The 21,606-nt window shown below is 61.9% G+C and carries 16 protein-coding genes and 3 pseudogenes; 8 read left to right on the top strand and 11 right to left on the bottom strand.

Translation table 11 applies throughout. The annotated features are described in order from the left end of the window. Together GNZ13_RS25150 and GNZ13_RS25145 are read right to left on the bottom strand one after the other, a co-directional pair. Positions 1-813, bottom strand: an 813-nt coding sequence (locus GNZ13_RS25150; RefSeq protein WP_172169324.1) for a hypothetical protein, incomplete at its 3' end; no start/stop codon positions are given. A gap of 325 nt (positions 814-1,138) precedes the next feature. Then, positions 1,139-2,836, bottom strand: coding sequence for an NAD-dependent malic enzyme (locus GNZ13_RS25145; RefSeq protein WP_172169321.1), 1,698 nt, complete (start codon positions 2,834-2,836; stop codon positions 1,139-1,141). Between the two features lie 252 nt (positions 2,837-3,088). Between GNZ13_RS25145 and GNZ13_RS25140 the strand changes: the two genes are divergently transcribed. Then, positions 3,089-4,582 (top strand): hypothetical protein, encoded by a 1,494-nt coding sequence (locus tag GNZ13_RS25140; protein WP_216675009.1) that lies wholly within the window; start codon positions 3,089-3,091, stop codon positions 4,580-4,582. 182 nt (positions 4,583-4,764) lie between these two features. Here GNZ13_RS25140 and GNZ13_RS25135 read toward each other — a convergent pair whose 3' ends face one another. The 8 genes from GNZ13_RS25135 to GNZ13_RS25100 all read right to left on the bottom strand — a co-directional run bounded on the left by GNZ13_RS25135 (position 4,765) and on the right by GNZ13_RS25100 (position 11,410). Beyond that, the gene (locus tag GNZ13_RS25135) at positions 4,765-5,172 is read right to left on the bottom strand and encodes a DoxX family protein (protein ID WP_407945664.1); all 408 of its coding nucleotides are present in this window, start codon (positions 5,170-5,172) and stop codon (positions 4,765-4,767) included. A gap of 37 nt (positions 5,173-5,209) precedes the next feature. After that, complete coding sequence (locus GNZ13_RS25130; protein ID WP_172169315.1) at positions 5,210-7,102, bottom strand: amidohydrolase; 1,893 nt, start codon at positions 7,100-7,102, stop codon at positions 5,210-5,212. Beyond that, the gene (locus GNZ13_RS25125; protein ID WP_172169312.1) at positions 7,099-7,386 is read right to left on the bottom strand and encodes a DUF1427 family protein; all 288 of its coding nucleotides are present in this window, start codon (positions 7,384-7,386) and stop codon (positions 7,099-7,101) included. The genes GNZ13_RS25130 and GNZ13_RS25125 overlap by 4 nt, the downstream gene beginning before the upstream one ends. 314 nt (positions 7,387-7,700) lie before the next feature. After that, positions 7,701-8,354 carry a hydrolase gene (locus GNZ13_RS25120; protein WP_172169309.1) on the bottom strand — a complete coding sequence of 218 codons (654 nt, stop codon included), beginning with the start codon at positions 8,352-8,354 and terminating at the stop codon, positions 7,701-7,703. Positions 8,355-8,617: 263 nt separating this feature from the next. Continuing rightward, positions 8,618-9,067 carry a type 2 periplasmic-binding domain-containing protein gene (locus GNZ13_RS25115; RefSeq protein WP_328807288.1) on the bottom strand — a complete coding sequence of 150 codons (450 nt, stop codon included), beginning with the start codon at positions 9,065-9,067 and terminating at the stop codon, positions 8,618-8,620. Further along, positions 9,006-9,413: a LysR substrate-binding domain-containing protein gene (locus tag GNZ13_RS53560; protein ID WP_172169306.1), complete on the bottom strand. Its 408-nt coding sequence runs from the start codon at positions 9,411-9,413 to the stop codon at positions 9,006-9,008. Before GNZ13_RS53560 ends, GNZ13_RS25115 begins: the two co-directional genes overlap by 62 nt. Positions 9,414-9,460: 47 nt before the next feature. Continuing rightward, positions 9,461-10,399, bottom strand: a complete 939-nt coding sequence (locus GNZ13_RS25105; RefSeq protein ID WP_172169303.1) for a LysR family transcriptional regulator — start codon at positions 10,397-10,399, stop codon at positions 9,461-9,463. Between the two features lie 429 nt (positions 10,400-10,828). Beyond that, complete coding sequence (locus GNZ13_RS25100; RefSeq protein ID WP_172169330.1) at positions 10,829-11,410, bottom strand: carboxymuconolactone decarboxylase family protein; 582 nt, start codon at positions 11,408-11,410, stop codon at positions 10,829-10,831. 502 nt (positions 11,411-11,912) lie between these two features. Between GNZ13_RS25100 and GNZ13_RS25095 the strand changes: the two genes are divergently transcribed. From GNZ13_RS25095 to GNZ13_RS25080, 4 genes are all read left to right on the top strand, one after another. Further along, positions 11,913-12,137: a hypothetical protein gene (locus tag GNZ13_RS25095; RefSeq protein ID WP_172169300.1), complete on the top strand. Its 225-nt coding sequence runs from the start codon at positions 11,913-11,915 to the stop codon at positions 12,135-12,137. 22 nt (positions 12,138-12,159) lie between these two features. Beyond that, positions 12,160-13,785, top strand: a complete 1,626-nt coding sequence (locus tag GNZ13_RS25090) for an MFS transporter (protein WP_236002176.1) — start codon at positions 12,160-12,162, stop codon at positions 13,783-13,785. 64 nt (positions 13,786-13,849) lie between these two features. Continuing rightward, complete coding sequence (locus GNZ13_RS25085) at positions 13,850-14,971, top strand: HlyD family secretion protein (protein WP_172169297.1); 1,122 nt, start codon at positions 13,850-13,852, stop codon at positions 14,969-14,971. Further along, a complete protein-coding gene (locus GNZ13_RS25080) occupies positions 14,950-16,473 on the top strand; it encodes an efflux transporter outer membrane subunit (protein WP_172169294.1) in 1,524 nt (507 codons plus the stop codon). The genes GNZ13_RS25085 and GNZ13_RS25080 overlap by 22 nt, the downstream gene beginning before the upstream one ends. A gap of 380 nt (positions 16,474-16,853) precedes the next feature. On the opposite strand, the gene GNZ13_RS53555 is transcribed toward GNZ13_RS25080, so the two are convergent. Next, a complete protein-coding gene (locus tag GNZ13_RS53555; protein ID WP_268959188.1) occupies positions 16,854-17,375 on the bottom strand; it encodes an HU family DNA-binding protein in 522 nt (173 codons plus the stop codon). Between the two features lie 583 nt (positions 17,376-17,958). Between GNZ13_RS53555 and GNZ13_RS25070 the strand changes: the two are divergent. From GNZ13_RS25070 to GNZ13_RS25050, 3 pseudogenes are all read left to right on the top strand, one after another. Then, positions 17,959-18,123, top strand: a pseudogene (locus tag GNZ13_RS25070) (tyrosine-type recombinase/integrase); the annotation flags it as partial. Between the two features lie 24 nt (positions 18,124-18,147). Beyond that, positions 18,148-20,388, top strand: a pseudogene (locus GNZ13_RS25055) (transposase); the annotation flags it as partial. Between the two features lie 14 nt (positions 20,389-20,402). After that, positions 20,403-21,125 (top strand): annotated as a pseudogene (locus tag GNZ13_RS25050) (IS91 family transposase); the annotation flags it as partial. Positions 21,126-21,606: the final 481 nt, after the last annotated feature.

The raw sequence follows: 21,606 nt of genomic DNA, 5'->3' as shown, positions 1-21,606 counted from the left end.
GCGATCGTCCAGCGCCTTGAGGCGTCCCACCGCCTTGCTGCTCTTTCCATGCCAGACCAACCACTTGGCGTGCTCGATCTCTGTTTCCACTGACTCCCGTTCCAGCGAGCCGATCATCTTGCTGCCGGGCACGGAGCGTTGTGCAGCCTTGAACTTCATCGCGATGTGGAACCAATCGAGAATGCGCCCACGAGCCAGTTGACTGCCCTCCACTGCTTTGTTGAACTCACCCGCGTCGTCACTGATCAGTGTCACGCGTTCGTCGGTGCTCACACCGTTTCGGCTGAGGAACTGATCCAGCCGGGCGCCCGCTGAGGTCACTTCCTTGGACACATACGCATAGAGCTTCGGCGGGCCGTCTGCGAACGTCGCTCTCCCGGCGACGATGTTGACATGTCGGCCTTGCCCCCCAATGGAATCGCAGTGCCGCAGCCATGCCGAGTCGACGCTCACCGCTGCGACATTGGTGGATTCGCGAACCCGCTCGCCTGCAACGGCCCTCGGCAGTTTGACGATGTCGCGCTCGATGTCGGCGTCGATCTGCATTCCGAGAACGCGGATCCAATCACGGGTGCCGCTGAACGAGATCACCTTGTCGAGCGGCAGCACTTCCTTGAGCATGTCCGTAGCCTGCCGGTACGGCAGGTGCGCAACCCACTTCGCCTGGAGATATTCCAACTCCGGCGTGACGCGGCTGGGCAGGGCTTTGGACAGCGGATGGATCACTAGTCGCGGCGACGACGATGTTTGCTGACAGGCGCACGACCACAGTCGAGGACTCCTCACCGTCACTTTGCCGTAGACGGTACGCAAGACCTACCCTTCCGAACAAAACCCAGCGAATCCGTGAATCCACTGAGCTAATCCCCCACCACACCGAACACACGCTTCACTCCCGCATTGACCAGTGCGCCAACCATGTAGTCGGCAGCTGTCGTCGCCATTTCACATCTCCATAGGTTGAAAAATTGCTACTGGTCGGATGCTTCCCAGAGAGACAAAACGGATCTTCAAGGGAAGACAGGCGCACCACTTGACGCCGCCACAAGCTCGCCTCGCCTCTTCCTGGCACAGCCGGACGGGTCCGTGAGACGCGTTGGACCCGCGCGACATCCGATGTGCCGCGCAGGCCCGGTTTTCAGCCGCGCTTCCGATAAGGCCGATAGCGCGGCTCCCAGACGCGCGCCGCGATGCGGGCGTCGAGGGTGGCCTCATCGCAAGGCTGCGCGACCCCATCGGCCTGCGCCTGACGGGCGACGGCCGTCGCGACGGCCACCGCGACCTTGCGCAGGTCGGTAACAGGCGGGAGAAGCAGCCCCTCCTTGTCCGTCACCGCGGGCGACATGGCGGCCACGGTCTTTCCGGCGACCATGAACATCGTATCGGTGATCCGGCGCGCGCCGGCGGCGAGGACGCCCAGCCCGACGCCCGGAAAGACGTGGGAATTGTTGGTTTGATTGACCTTCCGTGTCTGACCGTTCCAGTGAAGCGGCGGGAAGGGACTCCCCGTGCCGATGAGCGCGCGCCCCTCGCTCCAGGCCATGAGCTGCTCCGGTGTCGCTTCGCTGCGCGAGGTCGGATTGGACAGCGGGAAGATGACCGGCCGCTCGACGTGACTTGCCATGGTGCGAACGACAGACTCGGTGAAGGCACCGGCCTGCCCCGAAACCCCGATCAGCACCGTCGGATGGGCATTGGAGACCACATCGAGCAGGCCGACCGCGTTCGGTGCCTCCCGCTTCCAGCCGGCGACCGCCTCCGGTTTTTGGAGGAATGGCTTCTGCGTCGACGTGATGTCTGGCATGCCCTCGACGAGCAGCCCGTTGCGGTCGACAAGGAAGAAGTGGCCGCGTGCCTCGGCCTCGTCGGCGCCGGCATCGATCATCGCCTGGAGCAGCAGGGAGGCGATGCCGCATCCTGCCGATCCGGCGCCGAGCACGGCGATGCGCTGTGCCGTTAGCGGTACGCCGGTGACATTGACGGCGGCGAGAAGCGAGCTGGCCGCGATGGCGGCGGTGCCCTGGATATCGTCGTTGAAGGTGCAAAGCCTATCGCGATAGCGCTCGAGAAGACGGGCGGCGTTCGAACCGGCGAAATCCTCCCAATGAAGCAGCACGTCGGGCCAGCGCTCCGATACGGCCGCGACGAACTCTTCGATGAAGGCATCGTACTCGTCGCCGCGGATGCGCTCGTGCCGCCAGCCGACATAGAGCGGGTCGTCAAGGCGTTCCTGGTTGTTCGTCCCGACATCGAGCAGGACCGGCAGCGTCTCGTCCGGATGGATGCCGGCGCAGGCAGTATAGAGCGCCAGTTTGCCGATCGAGATGCCCATGCCGCCGGCACCCTGATCACCGAGCCCGAGGATTCGCTCTCCATCGCTGACAACGATGATGCGCACCCGATCGAAGCGGGCGTCGGACAGTATCTCGCGAATGCGGTGCATGTTCGGATAGCTGATGAAGACACCGCGCGGCTTGTGCCAGATTTCGCTGAAACGCTGGCAACCTTCGCCAACAGTCGGTGTATAGACCAGTGGCAGCGTCTCTTCGAGATTGCTGGCGATAAGCGCGTAGAACAGCGTCTCGTCGCTGTCCTGCAGCTCGCGCAGGAATGCGTAGCGCTCGAAGTCGGTCGCGAAGGCGCGCAGCACCTTCAGCCGGCGCTGGACCTGCTCTTCGAGCGTGCCGACATGCGGCGGCAGCAATCCGTGCAGACCAAACGCACAGCGCTCCTCATCGGTGAAAGCTGTGCCTTTGTTGAGCATCGGATTGTTGATCAGGTCGAATCCTGTCAGATCGGTTTCGACCGGTGCAACGGGATCAGTTGATTTGCTCATTGGATATTCCCTCATAGCCGCGTTCAGACCAGCCGATGGCGACCGCGGCCGGCCGTCGCCACCGAATCTGCGATAGATTCAAAGGATCAGCCCACGGGCGCTACGTAGGGCTTGACCATCTTCACCGGGTCGACCACGCGGTCGAATTCCGCCTCACTGGCAAAGCCAGGCGAGGTTCAAGCTGCGTTACACATGCGAGGGGGAGAAGAATAATGCGGGATAATGCGACCCCATTTTCAACGCCACGCCGCCATGAATCAATTCGTTTGCGCTGCCCCCACAAAACTGGCTACCAACGAACGCAAGATGATGGCCGTTCGGGCTTTGGCGGGCGCAGAACCAGTCAGCACCTTGGCCGCCCAGCATGGCGTGGGTCGCCCGCTCGTCTACCGGCAGAGGCACAAGGCCAACGCCGCGCTGGATGAGCTCGTTTCGACTGAGCAGACTGACGACCAGAACAAGGTGCTGTTCTCGTTGCCGGTCACCAAACGATGGCTGGAGCAGGCCACGCTCGGGCTGACGATGATCGCTCATGCCTCGATGCGCGGTGTCGTGGAATTCATGCGCGATGTGCTGGGCGTGTCCATCAGTCTGGGCACCGTGCACAATGTCCACCAGCGGGCGGCGCAGCGCGCCGTCGTCATCAACGACAGCGTTGACCTGTCGGCGATCCGGGTGGTACTGCACGATGAGCTTTTTCAGGGCTCGCAGCCCGTGCTCGCCGGCATCGACGCCGCCTCGACCTATTGCTATCTGCTGGCCGCCGAAGAGCATCGCGACCGCGACACCTGGGCCGTCCATCTGCTCGACCTTCAGGCGCGCGGACTGAATCCCGATTACACGATTGCCGACGCCGGCACGGGTCTGCGCGCCGGCCAAAAATTCGCCTGGCCCGATACCCCGTGTCATGGCGACGTGTTCCACATCCATCAGCAGTTCGAAACCCTCGTCAATATCTGGGCACGCATCGCCAGCGGCGTACGCTCGAAACGCGAAGCACTCGAAGCCCGCCTCGCCAACCCGCGCCGGCGCTGCCAGGATCACCTGCCCGTGGCTGAGCTGGTTGCGCTTCGCCAGCTTGAGGTGCGCTCGTCTCAGCGGGCGGACGACCTGCGCACCCTCGCCCAGTGGCCCGAACGTGACATTCTGTCGCTGGCGGGTCCTGAGCGGGCCTCCCGTCAGGAGTTGTTCGACTTCATCGTCGATGAACTTCATCAACGTGAGGCTGAAGATCCATCACGCATCGGCACCATGCGCGTCGCCCGGCAGAACCAGCGCGACGACCTGCTCGCCTTCGCCAGTGTGCTCGATGACAAGCTGGCCGCCATCGCGCGCGCAGCGGCAGTGCCGGATTATCTGGTCCGCGCCACGTGTCTGCTGCATCGCAAGCCCGACACCTCGGGCACCTTCTGGCAAGGTTGGAGCCGGCTGCATGCCGCCATGGGCCGCAACTTCTACGGGGTCTGGACCGCGGTCTCGCAAGCCATGCAGAGCACGCCACGCAGCAGCTCGCTGGTTGAAAACCTCAACTCCCGGTTGCGCAACTGCCTGACGCTGCGGCGCCATCTGAACGGTAGCCGCGCCTGGCTGGGCCTGCCGCAGTTCTTCTTCAATCACCGCCGCTTCATGCGCAGCCGGTGCAGCGAGCGGCTCGGCAAAAGTCCGCGTGAAGCGATGACGGGAGAAGATCATCCGCACTGGCTGACGCTACTCGGCCTCGGACCGCTTCAGCCCTGGCAAGGTTGATCGCCTGAGGTCGCGGACCCCAAACTGATTCGCATTCCGCATTAATCCTGCCTGAAAACGCGGGACGAATCAGCTCGTCTGTGTAACGCAAAAAACACGCGTTTTGAACCACGCCGAATTTACGCATGATGTTGGAAATCCCTCTGTTATGCATGATGGTTAAAGGTCCTCTTTGGGTTCAGCTATGCGTTGCCACGGGACCGGTGTGCGCCGCTGGCCAGATACGTCACGGCAATAAAGGCGGCAATCAGCCCGAGGTGCTCAAAAAAACCGTTCAATGCGATGAAACGTGCATTGCCAGTCAGACTCCAGAAATTGTTGGCGACCAGCATGGCAACGGCGGTCAGTGCGGACAGCCCGCCTGCGCCCAGCCAGACAAGCCGGTTGAAAACCACGCAGAAGGAGCCGCCCAGTTCGACGACAATCGCCAGCGTCGCCCACAGCGCCCCTGGATGCAGGCCGAAATGCGCCTGCTCCAGAATGGCGTTATGGAAATGCGCGAGCTTGTCGATGCCCCCGATCAGATACGCAGACACGAGGGCGAGCCGCGCCAGCGGCAGCACCCACGACCGTGCCAGCAACGCGGCCACCCACGACGGATTTCCCTGTAGCGCGCCTGTCCTCACGTCAGACCGCCCAGCAGGAGCAGCCGAGCGCGCCCCAGAAGCCATGCAGGTCCGAGGTCGGCGCATTGGCCGTCCACGCGCGGGCATGCGCGTGACCGTGCACACCGCATGCCGTCGCACAACCACACGACGCCGCTGCGACCTGCTGCAGCGCCGCTTCGCCGTTGCCGCTCGCGTTCTTCCACGCGGCGAAACCACCAAAGCGACGCACCGGCGACCAGTCCGGCATCGCGGGCGGCGGTGCGCTGTCGTCGAACGACGCGAATTCACCCGTGCCGTATACCACCTTGCCACCCACCACGGTCAGCAGCGACGTGGTATCGGCAATCTCGTCCTCAGCGCACGCAAAGAAGTCGCGGTCCGGGACGATCAGGTCGGCAAACTGACCTGCCTCGATCCGGCCTTTCTTGCCCTCCTCGTTCGAGAACCAGGTCACATTTTCGGTCCACATGCGCAGGGCTGTTTCGCGATCAAGGCAGTTCCGCTGCGGATACATCCGCAGACCACCCACCGTCTTGCCCGTCACCAGCCACGACAGCGATACCCAGGGGTTGTACGACGCGACCCTTGTTGCGTCCGAACCGGCCGAAGTCCGGATTCCCTTCTCCAGCATCTTCGCAACCGGCGGCGTGGCCTCGGCTGCCTTCGCACCGTAACGCTCGACAAAGTACTCTCCCTGGTACGCCATCCGGTGCTGCACTGCGACGCCACCACCCAGCGCAGCGATTCGGTCCATCGACTTCTCGGAAATCGTCTCGGCGTGATCGAAGAACCAGTTGATGCCGGCAAGCGGCACGTCCCTGTTGACCTTCTCGAACACGTCGTGCGCGCGGCTTATCGTTTCGTCATAGGTCGCATGCATACGCCACGGCCAACGGTTCTCCGCCAGTACGCGCACGACTTCTTCCAGCTCTCCCTCCATCTGCGGGGGCATATCCGGACGTGCGACACGGAAGTCCTCGAAGTCCGCCGCCGAGAACACCAGCATCTCGCCTGCGCCGTTGTGGCGGAAGTAATCGTTACCCTGCTTGTACTTCGACGTCTTCGTCCAGTTCAGGAAGTCTTCCTTCTCCGCCTTCGGCTTCTGCGTGAACAGGTTGTATGCGAGACGGATCGTCAGCTGGCCCTCGTCGGACAGTTTCTGGATAACCTCGTAATCGTCCGGATAGTTCTGGGAGCCGCCGCCCGCGTCGATCGCACCGGTCACGCCCAACCGGTTAAGTTCGCGCATGAAGTGGCGTGTCGAATTCACCTGATAGTCGAACGGCAGCTTCGGACCCTTGGCCAGCGTCGCGTACAGGATCGATGCATTCGGCTGCGCGAGCAGCAGGCCGGTCGGATTGCCGGCGCTGTCTCTCACGATCTGTCCTCCCGGGGGCTCCGGCGTGTCCTTCGTGTAGCCGACCACGCGCAGAGCCGCCGCATTCAGTAGCGCGCGATCGTACAAATGCAGAATGAACACGGGTGTATCGGGCGCAACCGCATTCAGCTCTTCGATCGTTGGCAAGCGTTTCTCGTCGAATTGATGCTCGGTGAATCCACCCACCACGCGCACCCATTGCGGCGCCGGAGTGACGGCAACCTGCTCGCGCAGCATGTCCATCGCGGTGGCAAGGGAGCGCACGCCATCCCAACGCAGCTCCATGTTGAAGTTCAGTCCGCCGCGAATGATGTGAATGTGGTTGTCGATCAGTCCGGGCAGTACTCTGCGCCCCTTCAGGTCGATCACCCGGGTTGATGACCCTGCGAGCAGCAGGACCTCGACATCGGTGCCCACCGCAGCAAACTTGCCATCCTTGATCGCAACAGCCGTTGCCGTGGGGTTCGAACGATCCAGCGTCGTAACCCGGCCGTTGTAGAGGATCAGGTCCGGTTGAGTAATGGTAATGCTCATGAGTGTTCCTCCTCGTTGCCAACAAGCCCCCGGTCTGCCTGCAACACGGCATGACCCGACCGGGTGCTGGAAAGACGTCCGGTTCCGCTCGCCTGATGCGACAGGGCCGGTGGCGTCGAATAACCCAACAACTGCCTCGCGGAAGGAATCGCCTGCTCGCCGATCAGCATGCCCAGCAGACCCAGCAGTGCGATAAGCGGAGGTGCCGGCGAACGTACATTGATCAGGCTATAGATAATGCCGACCAGGATGCCGGCGCCTAGCGATAACAGATAGAGTTTCATTGGTCCCGCCCTGACGTCGAAGTATCGGATTGAAGCGCGCCAGTCGCTCGAGTTAATTACGCAAAGCGGCGAGATCGACTGGCTGCATCGCCAATCAATGACCACGACAACCTACGACTATTCGCAGACAAAAAATCGGACGACTGATTTAGTCGCGCGGCGCGGATAATATGACAACCATATCGTTATCCTAAATATATAATGATCGCCGTGTTGCCAACCGCTGTCACCGGTCAACCTGCACTTCGATTATCGCCGCCGGCTCGATCGGCGGCGATAATCGACCAAGGCCGAGCGGGTATGACAAATCTTGTTCAGTGTCCCTCGGAACCGCCGAACATCGTCTTCGCATAGACCAGACCTAGTCCGTAACCGCCGCCATGCGCTACCGAGGTTTTAACTGTTTCATTGTAGGTTTCGGTCCGAGCCCAATCGCGTTGCAGCTCGAGCAAATACTGCAGCGACGTCATCGGGCGTGCGCCCTGTTGGACGAGGCGATCTAGCGCGCGTTGATGCGCTTCGTCCGAAACATCGCCGCACGCATCAGCGATCACGTACACCTCAAAGCCCTGATCAAGCGCCGAAAGCGCCGGTCCGACGATACAGACGCTGGTCCAGAGACCCGCCATCACGATGCGTGATTTTCCGATTTCGTTTACGCGAGCTGTGATGCGAGGGTCCTCCCACGTATTCATAGAAGTCCGATCGATCGTCGCCTGGCCAGGAAATGTCGAGCTGATTTCTTCGAAAATCGGACCGGAGAAGGTCTTTTCTGCGACGGTAGTCAGAATCGTCGACACGCCAAACTCGCGGGCCGCCTTCGCGACCAATGCGACATTGTTGCGCAGAAGAACCGCATCGATCGACTTCGTCGCGAATGCCATCTGCGACTGATGGTCGATCATGATCAGCGTGTGATCGTTAGGGGACAAAAGGGTCTTTCCTGGCTTCGCTTGTGCTTGGGTCATCTTCAATACTCCAGTCGATTGGGAATGCGCGAAATACATCGGTTGCGCGGTTTTTTGCAATCTCTAGCATGCGTTCTCGTGATGTCACATCCACTTCCGAATTCTCACGATACGCATGAAACAGACGGTGCATGAACGCATGCCGGCGGATGAACTCGACGGTGGTCCACCTATTCATCAAGCCGCTCGTGCGTTGAGGAGAAGTTTGGATGACAACCCCGGTATTAGCCAATTCGAAATACTTGCAAGGCCGATTAATAGCGCTAATCGATCCGACACGTGAGGCGAACCGCGTACTTATCGCGAGATGCGCCCGGCTGGAGGTTCAGAGCCCGCCAGCGACACGCTTTTTCGGTAACCATTTCAACGAAATCGAAAGTCAGCGAATCGCGCTCTTTCAAGCGCGAGAACATTTGAACCGACATCGGCTCAATGTCATTGATGAACCGATATTTGATTATCTGCGGCAATGATGTGAACAGGTTGATCGCACCGGTTACTACTCCTAGTCCCTGTTCGATCAGCGTAGTTCCGGCCTGCGCCTGCAAGGTTTCGAAGACGAAATTTAGCCTGAGGCCGGCGCTTTGGAAATGCGCTACGATCGAGTCGTAGAGCGGAGCATTTGCCGCGCGCGCCGAGGTGATCAGACGCTCATGCACAAGGTCGACAAGGTTGAGGCAGTCGACATTCGCGAGTCGGCGGTCGCTGCGCACCAGCAACGCACAGCTCGATTCGAGCAGTGGCTCCGTTAGGATCTCCGCATCGTTGATGCAAGCTGCCTGCTGGCAAACCAAAGCCCAGATCGATGCTGTTTCTTTTTAGCGCGGCGATTTGCTGCGCCGTGTTCATCTCGTGGCGCTCAACCGTGATGTCCGGATATAGCGCCTGAAACCGAATCAACGCGAGCGGGATGAACGGCAGATTGGCATCTTCAATGCGGCCAACCGAGATCTTGAAACTCTGATACCCCGCCGCGTCCCGAGTAATCCGTAGCGCCTGCTCTACTTGCTGGAAGATGGCATCGACGCTGTCGCGTAGTGTCTCGCCTGGCAGAGTCAACGTTACTCCACGCCGATCACGGTTGAGCAGGCGCACCTAAGCGCTGCCTATCGACCGGAGGTACGAGGCGCTGTAGCGCGGGTTTGCTCGCAACGCGCTTCTTCAGCCGCCAGATCGAGAAAGTCAAGTATCAGCGAATTGCGTTCGTTTGTGCGCGACAGCATCTGGACCGTTACGGGCTCGAGGCCGTTGATCTGCCGGTAGTGCAAAGTTTTTGGAAGCGACGAGAATAGGTATGTGGTGCCGATCATTGCGCCGAGCCCTTGTTCGATGAGCGTGACGCCAACTTGTACCTGCGTCGTTTCATAGATGAAGTTTGGCGTGAAGCCAGCTTGCTGGAACCGAGCAACCATCGAGTCATAAAGCGGCGCATTGACCGCACGTGCCGAGCCGATCAGTCGCTCCTGCGCAAGATCGCAAAGGTTCAGACAGTCGACGTTTGCCAGCCGGTGATCGCTGCGCATCAACAAGACCCAGTGTGCTTCGAACAGCGGCTGAACCAGTACGTCGTCGTTGTCTGGTGCAGCGTCGACCAATGCGCCGAAGCCGATGTCGATATCTTTCTTAGTCAGCGCGATGATCTGCTGCGCCGTATTCATCTCGTGGCGCTCTATTGTGACGTCCGGATATAGTGCCTGCAGCCGAATGAGCGCAGGCGGAATAAATGGCAGATTCGCGTACTCGACCAGACCGATCGAGATCCTAGACTCTCTATGGCCCGCGGCATCGCGCGCCTCACTCAACGCGCGCTCAACCTGAGCGAAGATGGCGTCGGCGCTGTTCCGCAGAGCCTCGCCCGAAGCGGTCAGCGTCACGCCGCGCCGGTCGCGGTTCAGTAATTGCGCGCCCACCAGTTCTTCCAGTTTCGCAATCTGCTGGCTAAGCGCAGATTGCGTTATCGACGCGAGGTCGGCCGCCCGGCCGAAATGGAGTTCCCGCGCAAGAATCGAGAAGTAGCGCAGTTGACGCAATTCAATCGCTTTCATGTGGCTCTCGAGTCGAAGGTCCGTTGTCAGTCCGGCAGATCGCTGCCGTCCACTGCTTGCGAGTATTGGCTAGGTGCGCCACGCCGACCCCGGCTACCGAACGTAGAAAACGAACGAGGCGCGCCTCTCGCACTGTCGGCCTCGGCGACACCGATTCAGTCGGGCCGAACTCTTGCAAGAAGCACAACCAGAAGCCCTTCACATGCTTCTTCGCAAAACGGCGATGTCGACGCGCTCGCCTGGACGGATTATGTGCCGCCCGCCTGACCGCTCGCGATCGGTTCGGCAGTCGCGCGCACCATGACCGGATGGATTGCCGGCGCTGCGTTGTAGGGGGATGCTTGCCCGCCTTGAAGTCGGCCCTCAAGGCGTCGAGTGTCTCCCGCATCGACATGACACTTCTCCATCGATTCCTGGAGGCTGGACGAATCACGCGGCAGAGGGCGTACCAGGCACGTGTTCGGGCTTCGTCCACTCGTTGCCCTTCATGAAAGCGTCGTACGGCGTATGGACGATGTGATTCGTGTAGTTGCTCATGACCTTGGTTGCGACACCGAGAATCACTTCGAGCACGTTGCGGCGTGTATAGCCGGCCGCGAGGAAGGCTTCCACTTCCGCGTCCGGAACGAATCCGCGTTCGCGCACGACGATCGTCGTGAAGCGATGCAGCGCCTCCAGCTTCGCATCCGGCAACGCCGTGCCGGCGCGAAGCGCGGCGATCACCGCCGGGTCCATCTTGATCATCTTCGCGAGCGTGCTGTGGCCCGCCATGCAGTAGTGGCAGTCGTTCTCAAAGTTCGACGTCAGATAGACAATCTGTTGCTCGTGAGGCGTGAGTGTGCTTTTCGCAAAGAGGTCCCACAGCGCCGTATAGCCGGCGAGCAGTTCCGGTGATTCGGCCATGTGCGCCTGGAGGTTCGGTACAAAACCGAAAGTACGCTTCGCCTCTTCAAGGGTGGGCTTTGACGCTGCGGGTGCGGTGTCGATCGTGTAGGACTGGAAGGAATTCATCATCTGCTCCTCGTTGGTTGACGGTGAGCAGATGATGTGGCGCAAGGCGCTCGAGAAGAAGACGGGCGCTATCGATAACAGTCATTCCCCGCAGGAATGGACCACGCCCTCAGCACCGCAGAAGATCACCGTTCCCATGATGCGACCGTTGTAGCAGCGCTGGGTTGATGGTCTCGTACCCGCGTTGCCAGAAGAGATAACGCAGAATACCCTGTCGCTCGCCAGTGAAAAGGCGCGCAATCTCACAAGTCGGACTGTCGCGGTTGACGGCGGCTAACAGATCACTCTTTACCAGCCGTGACAGTCGCTGCAGCGCCTGACGATGTCGGCTGCACCGAGGAGAGGTGAGCCGCTTTCTCTGACGATTCAGGACTTTCGAACCGAGCCGAGCACTGACGCTCTATGCCAGTTGGGAATAGCTCTTATGTTCCGGCGCCGCCTACTGCGAAGGTACCGCATCAGCGATACTCGTGTGGTTATTATTTTTGATCCGAGGCAGTCGATGGCCAAGTTTCTCGCATATACAGTTGCAGCCGCCCCTGCTGCGTCTCAACCGGGCCTCCAACAGGCAGAACGTATTTTTGGCGTCGTGCCGAATCTCCAGGCGCATTTGGCAGAGTCGCCGGAAACACTGTCCGGCCGCGTGCTGCAGTGCGATGCCCCCGCCGTGCGCTCGCGCTTGTTGCCTTGGTCATACCGGCTGTTTGGTGGCTCGCAGCGTGACTAACGAACGCCCAATGGAGTCGCAAATGTGCATCAAATATCCTGGCCTCGCCACCTTCCTGAGCGCAGGCGCTGCCATGGCGACACCCCCTCCGGGGCTCACGCTCTCGCCCGGACATACCCGTCTACTGCTTCTTGGCCTCGGCCTCGCGACAGGAATGGAATTCTATACATTCGATAGCATGAACCTGGTGCTGTCGGATCTGACTGGCACGTTGGGTGTTTCGGCGGACGAGGCGAGCTGGCTGCTGACAGTCTATAGCTGCTCGCTGTTTCTCGGCGTACCAGTCTCGATCTGGATGGCCGGGCACTATGGCTATAAACGCTTCCTGATCTCGACAATCCTTCTGTTCTCGATCGCATCGATGGGTTGTGCGATATCCCCGGATCTTGATTCGATGTTGATCTGGCGTGCTATCCAGGGACTGGCCGGGGCCGGTCTGGTCGTCTGGTGGCGCGCCAGCATCTACGTGCTGCTGCCCAAGCCCCAGCGCAGCCCATCGCTGATGCAGGTCTCCACGGTGCTCTATCTGTCGAGTGCAGCAGGCCTACTGGTCAGTGGCTATATCACGGACCATTTAAACTGGCGCCTGATATTTTTGCCTAATCTGCTCTATGCAGCCGGCGCGGTGTGGCTGGTGGTTCGCTACTTTCCGACACTCCCACCGCCCTCCGCCGAGCGCCTGATCCGGACCGACTGGCTCGGCATTGCCCTCCTCGCAACGGCGCTGATTTCGCTTCAGATCATCCTCAATCGTGGTGAAATCGACGACTGGTTCGGATCTCTACATATTCGCGTGCTAGCCTGGACGAGCGGCGCGGCCCTGCTTCTCTTCGTTGTCTGGCAGGCGAGTCCGGCGAATCGAACGCCACTGCTCTGGCTCAGCCTGCTGCGTGACCGCTACGTGTTATCGTCCGCGCTGATCGGCGTCTTCACCGGCATGATCCTGTCGGGCAGCCTGTTCGTTCTGCCCGAGTTTCTGCGCAATCTTTCAACCCATACCCATAGCGCGACCCAGACCGGACAGATCATATGCGTCTATGCGTTGACCGCGGCGGCCATCCGGCCGCTCATGGTCGGTCTTATCGCGCGAATCGGCCAACGCAAAACGATCGTGATCGCGCTCGTCATGTTGATCGCCTCGATGGTCCTGTTCAATCGCCTGCTGACGACGGACACACCTGGCTACTACTACGTCGTTCCGCTGATTCTTTACGCCTGCTGCCTGTCGCCATTGTTACCCGCAGTGGGCAGCGGCACAGTGGCGAGGATCGAGCAGAACAAGCTGCTCGACGGCGTCTCCCTTTACATGACCTTCAGGCAGTTCGGCGCGTCGCTCGGGGTCGCGCTGCTGACCATTCTCATCGGGCATCGCGAGACACTTCATTCATCGCGCCTGTTCGAACACCTGCGCCACGACAATCCGGTCACGCAAGACTGGCTCGCGTCGGTGAGCGCCACGCTGGTCGCGCGCGGCGGTTATTCTCCAATCGAGAGTCAACGCGCGGCGGTGAGAATGCTTGCCGAAGCAGGCGCGCACCAGGCCGCCACGCTCGCCTACGCTGACGCTTTCGCCTTCATGGCGGCGGTCGGTGTCATCGCACTGTGCCTCGTCCCCATCATTCCGCCGACCCCGGTAGCCAAAAAATAAGGAGCGCGGCCATGCAAACCGTGTCTGTTCCAACCCCGATCCATTCGCCCGGCCGGAGGCAGCAATGAGCGAAGCGCCACCGGTTCAAAAACCGGCCACCACGCCGCCCTCCGCCGTTGCACCGCCGGCGCCCCCGCTGCCTGACAATCGACGCTGGCTGATCCTCGGCATACTCGCGCTGATCGTGCTGCTGGCGATCGCCGCGTATTTCCTGGTGCCGGACCTGTACGAGAAGCAGACGGACGACGCCTATATCGACGCGCATCTGGTCTCGGTCATCCCCAAGGTCCCGGCTTACGTGCAGACCCTTCATGTCGACGACAACAGCAAGGTCAAAGCCGGCGACCTCCTCGTCGAACTCGACCCGCGCGACTATGTCGTTCAGGTGGATCTGGCGCGCGCCAATGTCGCGGCGGCCGTTGGCAAGCTGGAGGAGGCGCGCAATCAGGTCGCGGTGGCCGACGCCAATATCGGCCAGCAAAAGGCAGAACTTGACGTTGCCCATGCCAATGCGAAACTGGCCGTCGCCAATCTGGCGCGGCTGCAATCCGTCTCCGATGTGCGCGCCGTGTCATCGGAGCGCGTCGATGAGGGCAAGGCGGCCGCTGACGGAACGCGGGCTTCCGTGAGCGCGGCCCAGGTCAAGGTCGATGCATTACAGGCGCAGGCGACGCTTGCTCGCGCCCAGGTGAAAACGGCGGAGGCTTCGGTCGCTCAGGCTCAAGCCATGCTCGCGCAAGCGACGCTCAACCTCTCGTACACAAAGATCTACGCAACCGAGTCCGGCAGCGTCGCCAACAAGAGCGTCGAACAGGGCAACTTTGTGCAGCCCGGGCAAACGCTATTGTCGATCGTGCCGGACAAGCTCTATGTGACCGCGAACTACAAGGAAACGCAATTGACCCATGTTAGACCCGGCCAGTCGGTCACGATCCTCGTCGACGCGTTTCCGGATTTGCGGCTGCGCGGCCATGTCGACAGCATCCAGCGCGGGACCGGCTCGCACTTCGCGCTTCTGCCACCGGAAAACGCAACGGGCAATTTCGTGAAGGTGGTGCAGCGCGTGCCGGTAAAAATCGAACTCGATAACCCTGGGGAAGCACTTAAATTGATCTCGCCAGGCATGTCTGTCGAAACGGAAATCTTCGTGAGGGAGCGCCCGGCATGGCTCGGCTTCGGCAACTAGCGGCAGCGCAGCCGGCGAGCCTCCATCATGGCTTGCGACGCCGTTTCACTTCTGTCGTCAGTCTTACCGCTAGCGTCGCTGCATCGGCAGGACTCCTCGCGGCCTGCACCGTGGGACCCGACTTTGTGCCGCCAAAGCCAGCGATGCCGGCGAGCTTTACCGAACAAACCGGCGCGGCAACCAGCGCAGCAAAAGCACCGCAAACCTCGGACGACACCTGGTGGAAAGGCTTTGGTGATGCAACGCTCGATTCGCTGATGGCAGACGCGCTGCAATCCGCGCCCGACCTGGCCGTTGCCCAGGCGCGCATACGCGAAGCGCGAGCCTTGCGTGGCATCGCCGGAGCAGACCAATATCCTACCGTCGACGTCGGCGCGAAATACGATCGCACGCATGGCAGCGCAAACGTGCCGGTCGGCGTGCCGCCCGGTGGCCTCGGCCCGGGTGCCAACGGTAATTTGTGGCAGGCCGGTTTCGATGCTTCGTGGGAGATCGACGTATTCGGCGGCAAGCGTCGCGGCGTCGAGGCGGCCGATGCGTCGTATCAGGCCGCCGTGGCCGACCTTGGCGACGTCGAGTTGACCTTGCTCGCGGAGGTTGCGCGCAACTACATCGAGTTACGCGGTGTGCAACGGCAGCTCGCCGTCGCGCGCAGCAATCTGGCCATCCAGCAGGACTCGCTGTCGCTGACCCGCTCGCAGTTCGACGCGGGTCTCGCCTCGCGTCTCGATGTACTGCGTGCGCAGGCTCAAGTCTCAGATACGGAGGCCGCCATCCCAACATTCGAGGCGGACGAACGCGCGTCCATCTATCGCATTGGCGCGCTGATCGGGCAACCGCCGGAACAACTGCTGGCCCAGCTGGATGCGCCGCAAGCAATTCCGTTGGCAGTGGCGGAGGTGCCTGTCGGCCTTCCGTCCGACCTCCTGCGCCGCCGGCCGGATATCCGGGCGGCCGAACACCGGATTGCCGCCGCGAACGCCCGTATCGGCGTCGCTCAGGCCGATCTCTATCCGCACTTCTCGCTGACTGGCGCCGCGGGCCTGGAGAGCCTGAACGCGTCGACGTTTCTCACCGCGCCGAGCCGCTATTTCTCGATCGGTCCGAACATCAGCTGGCTCATATTCGATGCGGGTAAGGTCCGCTTCCAAATGCGCGCCGAAGAGGCGCGGACCGATCAGGCCGCTGCTGCATACCAGCGGACGGTTCTGGGCGCGTTGCGCGATGTCGAAACTGCGCTCGTGTCTTATGCGCAGTCACAAGTGCGGCATGAGCGGCTGGCCGCCGAGGTCACAGCCGACCGGGAAGCCGTGACTATCGCGACGCGGCTCTACCGGCAAGGGCTCAATGACTTCCTGTCGGTGCTAGACGCCGAACGCTCGCTGTACGCCGCCGACGACAAGCTCGCGCAAAGCGATCGTGATACGGCGCTTGCGCTCGTCGCGCTGTACAAGGCGCTGGGCGGTGGGTGGCAGACCGGGAGCAAGGCTGCTGTCAAATGACACAAAGTCGTCCGGACCCAAAGACCAGTTTGTAAGGCACAGCGAGCAGTGCTGAACAACTTTACGTCATTTCGCTTCGGCGATCACGCGCACGATGCGCGTGCGGTAGCGCAACAGCGCATCGATCTGTGGACACAGCGGGTCCCGCCTGATCCGCGATCGTTTCTTTTCCATACGGCTATCTATATAGATATGCAGCGAATCGCAGGGGCCGCGGTACATCGCGGCATCTCGCCACCGATGCTACCAGGCAGACATTGCCAAGTTCAGGCCCTCTGCATGGATACGACTTTTCGCCACCGTCGCGAACAACCTGCCGCGGCAACGTGGCAGGCAGCGGTGCCGCCGGCATGAACCTGGCCGACGAAGTGTACCGGGTCTCAGGCGCCGTTCACTGCATCCTTGAAAGCCTTGCCCGCCGTGAACTTCACGGTCTTCGCGGCAGGGATCTGGATCTCGGCGCCGGTCGCCGGGTTGCGACCGACGCGCGCGGCACGCGCGCCCGTCGAAAATGAACCGAAGCCGATCAGCTGCACGGTGTCGCCCTTCGTGACGGCACTCGTGATCGTGCCGATCAGCGCATCGAGCGTCTCGGCGGCCGCTGCCTTGCTTGCGCCGGTCTTCGCGGCGACTGCATCCACCAGTTCCTGCTTGTTCATCGTTTTTTCCTCGTTGAGTGAATGATGATGCCGACACCCTACCCGATCGGCGCGCCTCCGCGCAATCGGCACGCAACTGCACGGCTTTCGCCCCCCCGATCCCCCCTCCGATACCGCCCAATCGTCGCCTGTCCTAACGGGCGCGCGCCTGCTGAAGCCGCCTGAGGAAATTGGCACATGCAAGGTCAGGGACGCTGACCGAGAGAGGTCACCGGCCTGGGTTCTGCGCCGGAGGCCCGGCATTCCCCAAAGGTCGGCCGGCCGCGACCATCGACTACGCCTCGATCTGCCCCATGCCTTCTGTTGCTTGTGCCAGCCTCCCCCGCGCTCCGCTCACGTCCCGTGAATCCGGCCTCGCGTCCGCTGATCGCCCATCGCATGCCGCGACGTCACGCCAGGTGCCATCCGGCGACGTCATCCGGTTCATATGAGGGCCAGTGTCCTGAAACGAAGGGTATGATAGCTCTGATTATCCGGGCCTTCATTTACACCGCGCGTGGGGCGACGCTACTGAAAAACTACCGCCGCGCGCCGGCGCAGTGTCTATCATGTAGACGTGGTCGGTGCTCACGGCACGTGACCACACACGGAGCAGCGGCGGGGCTGGCGGCAAGACTGGCCGCCCGTCGCGGCTCCGCCAGACCCGGTCCGCGCTGTGCGGGCCGTTTTTTTGCGCCGGTTTAATGCCGATAAGTCGTATTATCAGCATTACTAGCAACTCAAAACATCTATTTTCAGTTATACTAACTTTATATTCGCCTTTAATGCGCCAATGTCGAATTTCACTCGACGCCGATAAAGCCGCCTATCTCTTCAAAAACATAGGCGCCACAGTTTCGCGACACACCTGCTCGAACAGAAGGTGGACATCCGCGTGATCCAGGTGCTGCTCGGCCACGCCAAGCGCGAGAACACCGCGCTCTACGTGCAGGTGGCCACCGACCTGCTGCACGAGGTCACCAGTCCGCTGGACCGCCTGCCCTCCGAGTAAGCCCGCGCCCTGTAGCACCTCATGCTGGAGGTTGCGGACATCTTCGGCAGCCACGGGCCAGCCTGGCGACGAACAGTACGGCTGAGCCTGGGGCAGCTGAAGGTCATGTCAGCCATCGAACAGTGCCGCACCGCGGCGCTGGGCGGGCATGTGCTGCGCTGTTCAGGCTGCGAGCACATCGAGGTCGCCTACAACTCCTGCCTTATGGGAAGTGTTTTCCTATGGGGAGAGGAGGCCCCGGAGCGGGCGCGGAGCGGAGATTCACGTCGCTTTAACTCTCCATTAAAAGCGTCGCTCTGAGCACCGCGGTTACTAATCGGAGGCCGCAACGAACCCCTAAACTTGGGGTGCACCCCATTACCTGCCGCAACCGCCATTGCACGAAGTGCCAGGCCAGTGCCGCACATCGCTGGCTCGAGGCGCGCCAGACTGACCTGCTGCCCGTGGAGTACTACCACGTGGTGTTCACGCTGCCCGCGCCGATCAGCGCGATCGCCTTGTACAACAAGGCGGTCATCTACGGGCTGCTGTTCGATGTTGCCGCCGAGACCCTGCGTACCATCGCCGCCGACCCCAAGCATCTGGGCGCGCAGATTGGCGCGACGCTGGTGCTCCATACGTGGGGCTCGTCACTCACCCTAAAAACCGCAGTTGAGACAGCCGGAATCGTCGGAGAAGCAATACTGATGCGACGCTGCGCAAAATTGGCATACTCACCCAATGGGTGAAACAAAAAATGGGCAGATAGCCGCGCTGGGGCAGGCTGTTGAGCCGATGGTGGTCGATACGCTGGGCGGTCGCATGCACGTGAGCTGGGACGGATCGTCGCAAGCCACGCCCAATGGCCAACTGGTGTTCTTCGCGGAATTCCTGCGCGCGGCGGGCGTGTTTGACGAATGGGTGCGGGCCTGCCCGCTTGAATACCGGAGCGGCAACGCACCGGGCAAGCGCGATGTGCTGGGCACCTTGCTGCTGGCGATTCTGGCGGGCCACCGGCGCTATGCGCACGTCACGTCGCTGCGCGGGGATGCAGTGGCTGCACAGGCGCTGGGCATGGACCGGATCGTCAGTGAAGATGCGCTGCGCCGGGCGCTGTCGCGCATCGATGAGACGGCCAGCGCGGCGTGGCTGTGCCCGTCGCTGATGGGCAGCGTGCGCGACGCGCTGGAGCAGCCGTGGATCCTCGACATCGACGCGAGCATCAAGCCGCTGTACGGCCGCCAGGAGGGCGCCGAGATCGGCTACAACCCGCACAAGCCGGGGCGCCCGAGTCACGTCCTGCATACGTACTGGGTCGGCAACCTGCGGCTGGTGCTCGATGTGCAGGTCAGTGCGGGCAAGCAGCACACCTCGGCGCATGCGAAGGCCGGGCTGGCACGGCTGCTCGACGAACTGGGTAACCGGCGTCCGGCGATGGTGCGTGGCGACTGCGGCTATGGCAACGAAGGCATTCTGCTGGAACTCGAGCAGCGCCAGCAGCCGTACCTGCTGCGGTTGCGCCAGACGAAGAACGTTCAGCGGCTGGTCGCGCGACAGTTCGGTCGCAGCGACTGGAGCCGGCCCGATGCACAGGGCTGCCAGGTGGTCGAAGATCATCTGCAGCTCACGGGCTGGTCGGCGAAGCGGCGCGTCGTGATCGTGCGCCGGCGCATTCGCGACGGGCTGGCTCGCGAGAGCCGCGATAGCAGCGGGCAACTCAGGCTGACGCTGGCCGAAGATGCGGTGCTCGATGCCGATCCGATGTGGGAATACACGGTACTGGTGACCGACATCAGCTATCCGCTGGAGGCGATCGCGCAGCTGTACCGGGATCGCTGCGATTGCGAAAACGGCTTCGACGAACTGAAAAACCAGTGGGGACTGGGCGGTTTCACCACACAGGACCTCGCCCGCTGCCAGACCACGGCGCGAGCCGGCGCATTGATCTACAACTGGTGGAGCTGGTACTGTCGGGCCGCCCATCCTGGCGCACGTCTTGAAGCGGTGACAAGCCGCCCCCTGCTGCTGGCCGCGGTCGGCAAGACGACCAGCCACGCCGGACAGACGCAACTGTATCTCACGCCACTGCATGCGAAACTCGACACCATCAAATCGCTGGTCGCCAACGTTCGGGCGGCTCTGGGCCACGTTGCACGCTCTGCGGAGCAGTTCCCGAACCTCGACCGCTGGCGCGAGTTGCTGCGCTACATCTGCGCACGCATCACCGCCTCCGCGCCGCTGCAACGCACGCCGATCGCTGCGATCGCTGCGATCGCAACAGGGTAACTGCGGTTTTTAGGCTCACACACCATCCCCACGTCCACGGCATCGTCCCCGGTGGTGGCCTGTCACCCGACGGTGAGCGGTGGGTCGCCTGCCGGCCCGGCTTCTTCCTGCCGGTGCGCGTGCTCTCACGGCTGTTCCGGCGACGTTTCCTGGAAGAACTCGCAGCAGTGCATCGTCGTGGCCAGCTGCGGTTCTTCGGCGAGTACGCCGCGCTCACCGATCCTGCTGTCTTCGCCCAGTGGCTCGCACCGCTACGCGCGTGTGAGTGGGTGGTGTATGCGAAGCGCCCGTTCGCGGGACCCGAGGCGGTGCTCGCCTACCTGTCACGCTACACGCATCGCGTGGCCATCTCCAACCAGCGGCTCGTTGCGCTCGATGAGCGCGGCGTCACCTTCCGCTGGAAGGACTATCGCGCGAAGGGACGCACCCGCTACAAGACCATGACGCTGGGCGCGCACGAGTTCATGCGCCGCTTCCTGCTGCATGTGCTGCCCGGCGGCTTCCACCGCATCCGCCACTATGGCCTGCTGGCCAATCCCGTGCGCCGGCAGAATCTCGCGAAGGTGCGTGGGCTGTTGCATGTCGTGCCCGCAGCCAGCACGCAACCTGACGACACCGGTCCCGCTATGCGTCCCGCCTTCATCTGCCGGCACTGCGGCGCGCCGATGATCGTCATCGAGGTCCTCCAGCGCAGCGCACCGATCCGCGCACCACCCGCACAGCGAGCCGCAGCATGAACACAGGTGTTTCGAGACGTTCAAGGCGACCGTCGGCTCTCCGGCAACGGGACCCGATAGCGGACGCTTGCGCCCCTCACACGGACCACACGGCTGTGCGCCCGGCCTTCCGTCACAAACGCGGCCCCGACAGCCTCGCCAACGTGCATCCCGTCGACATCAACCCGCTTTGCCCCAGCGCTGCGTCAGTCCAATACCGCACCCAACCTCTCCAATCCCCATAGCGGTAAAGATTCCGGCCGCGGCGGAACACTCCGCGGTTTCCTCCCTCGGGGTTTGTACGACGCCTGCCCGCATGCGCCTGTGGCGCGCGCTCATGTCCGTGGTCGAGAGCAGGCATCCTACAAACCTAAACACAACCGGTCATTCTGACGATGGCGTAGGATCGTCGACAATCACATACGCAAAATCAGCCGCGCTGGCGCAAAGGTTTAATATAAGGCCCGGCCAGACTGATGGAACTGGTCGTGAAGCCGCAGTC

This window comes from Paraburkholderia elongata (assembly GCF_013177735.1).
Classification (GTDB): domain Bacteria; phylum Pseudomonadota; class Gammaproteobacteria; order Burkholderiales; family Burkholderiaceae; genus Paraburkholderia; species Paraburkholderia elongata.
Note: the sequence above shows the minus strand (reverse complement) of the source record. Positions and strands in the feature narration are given on the sequence as shown.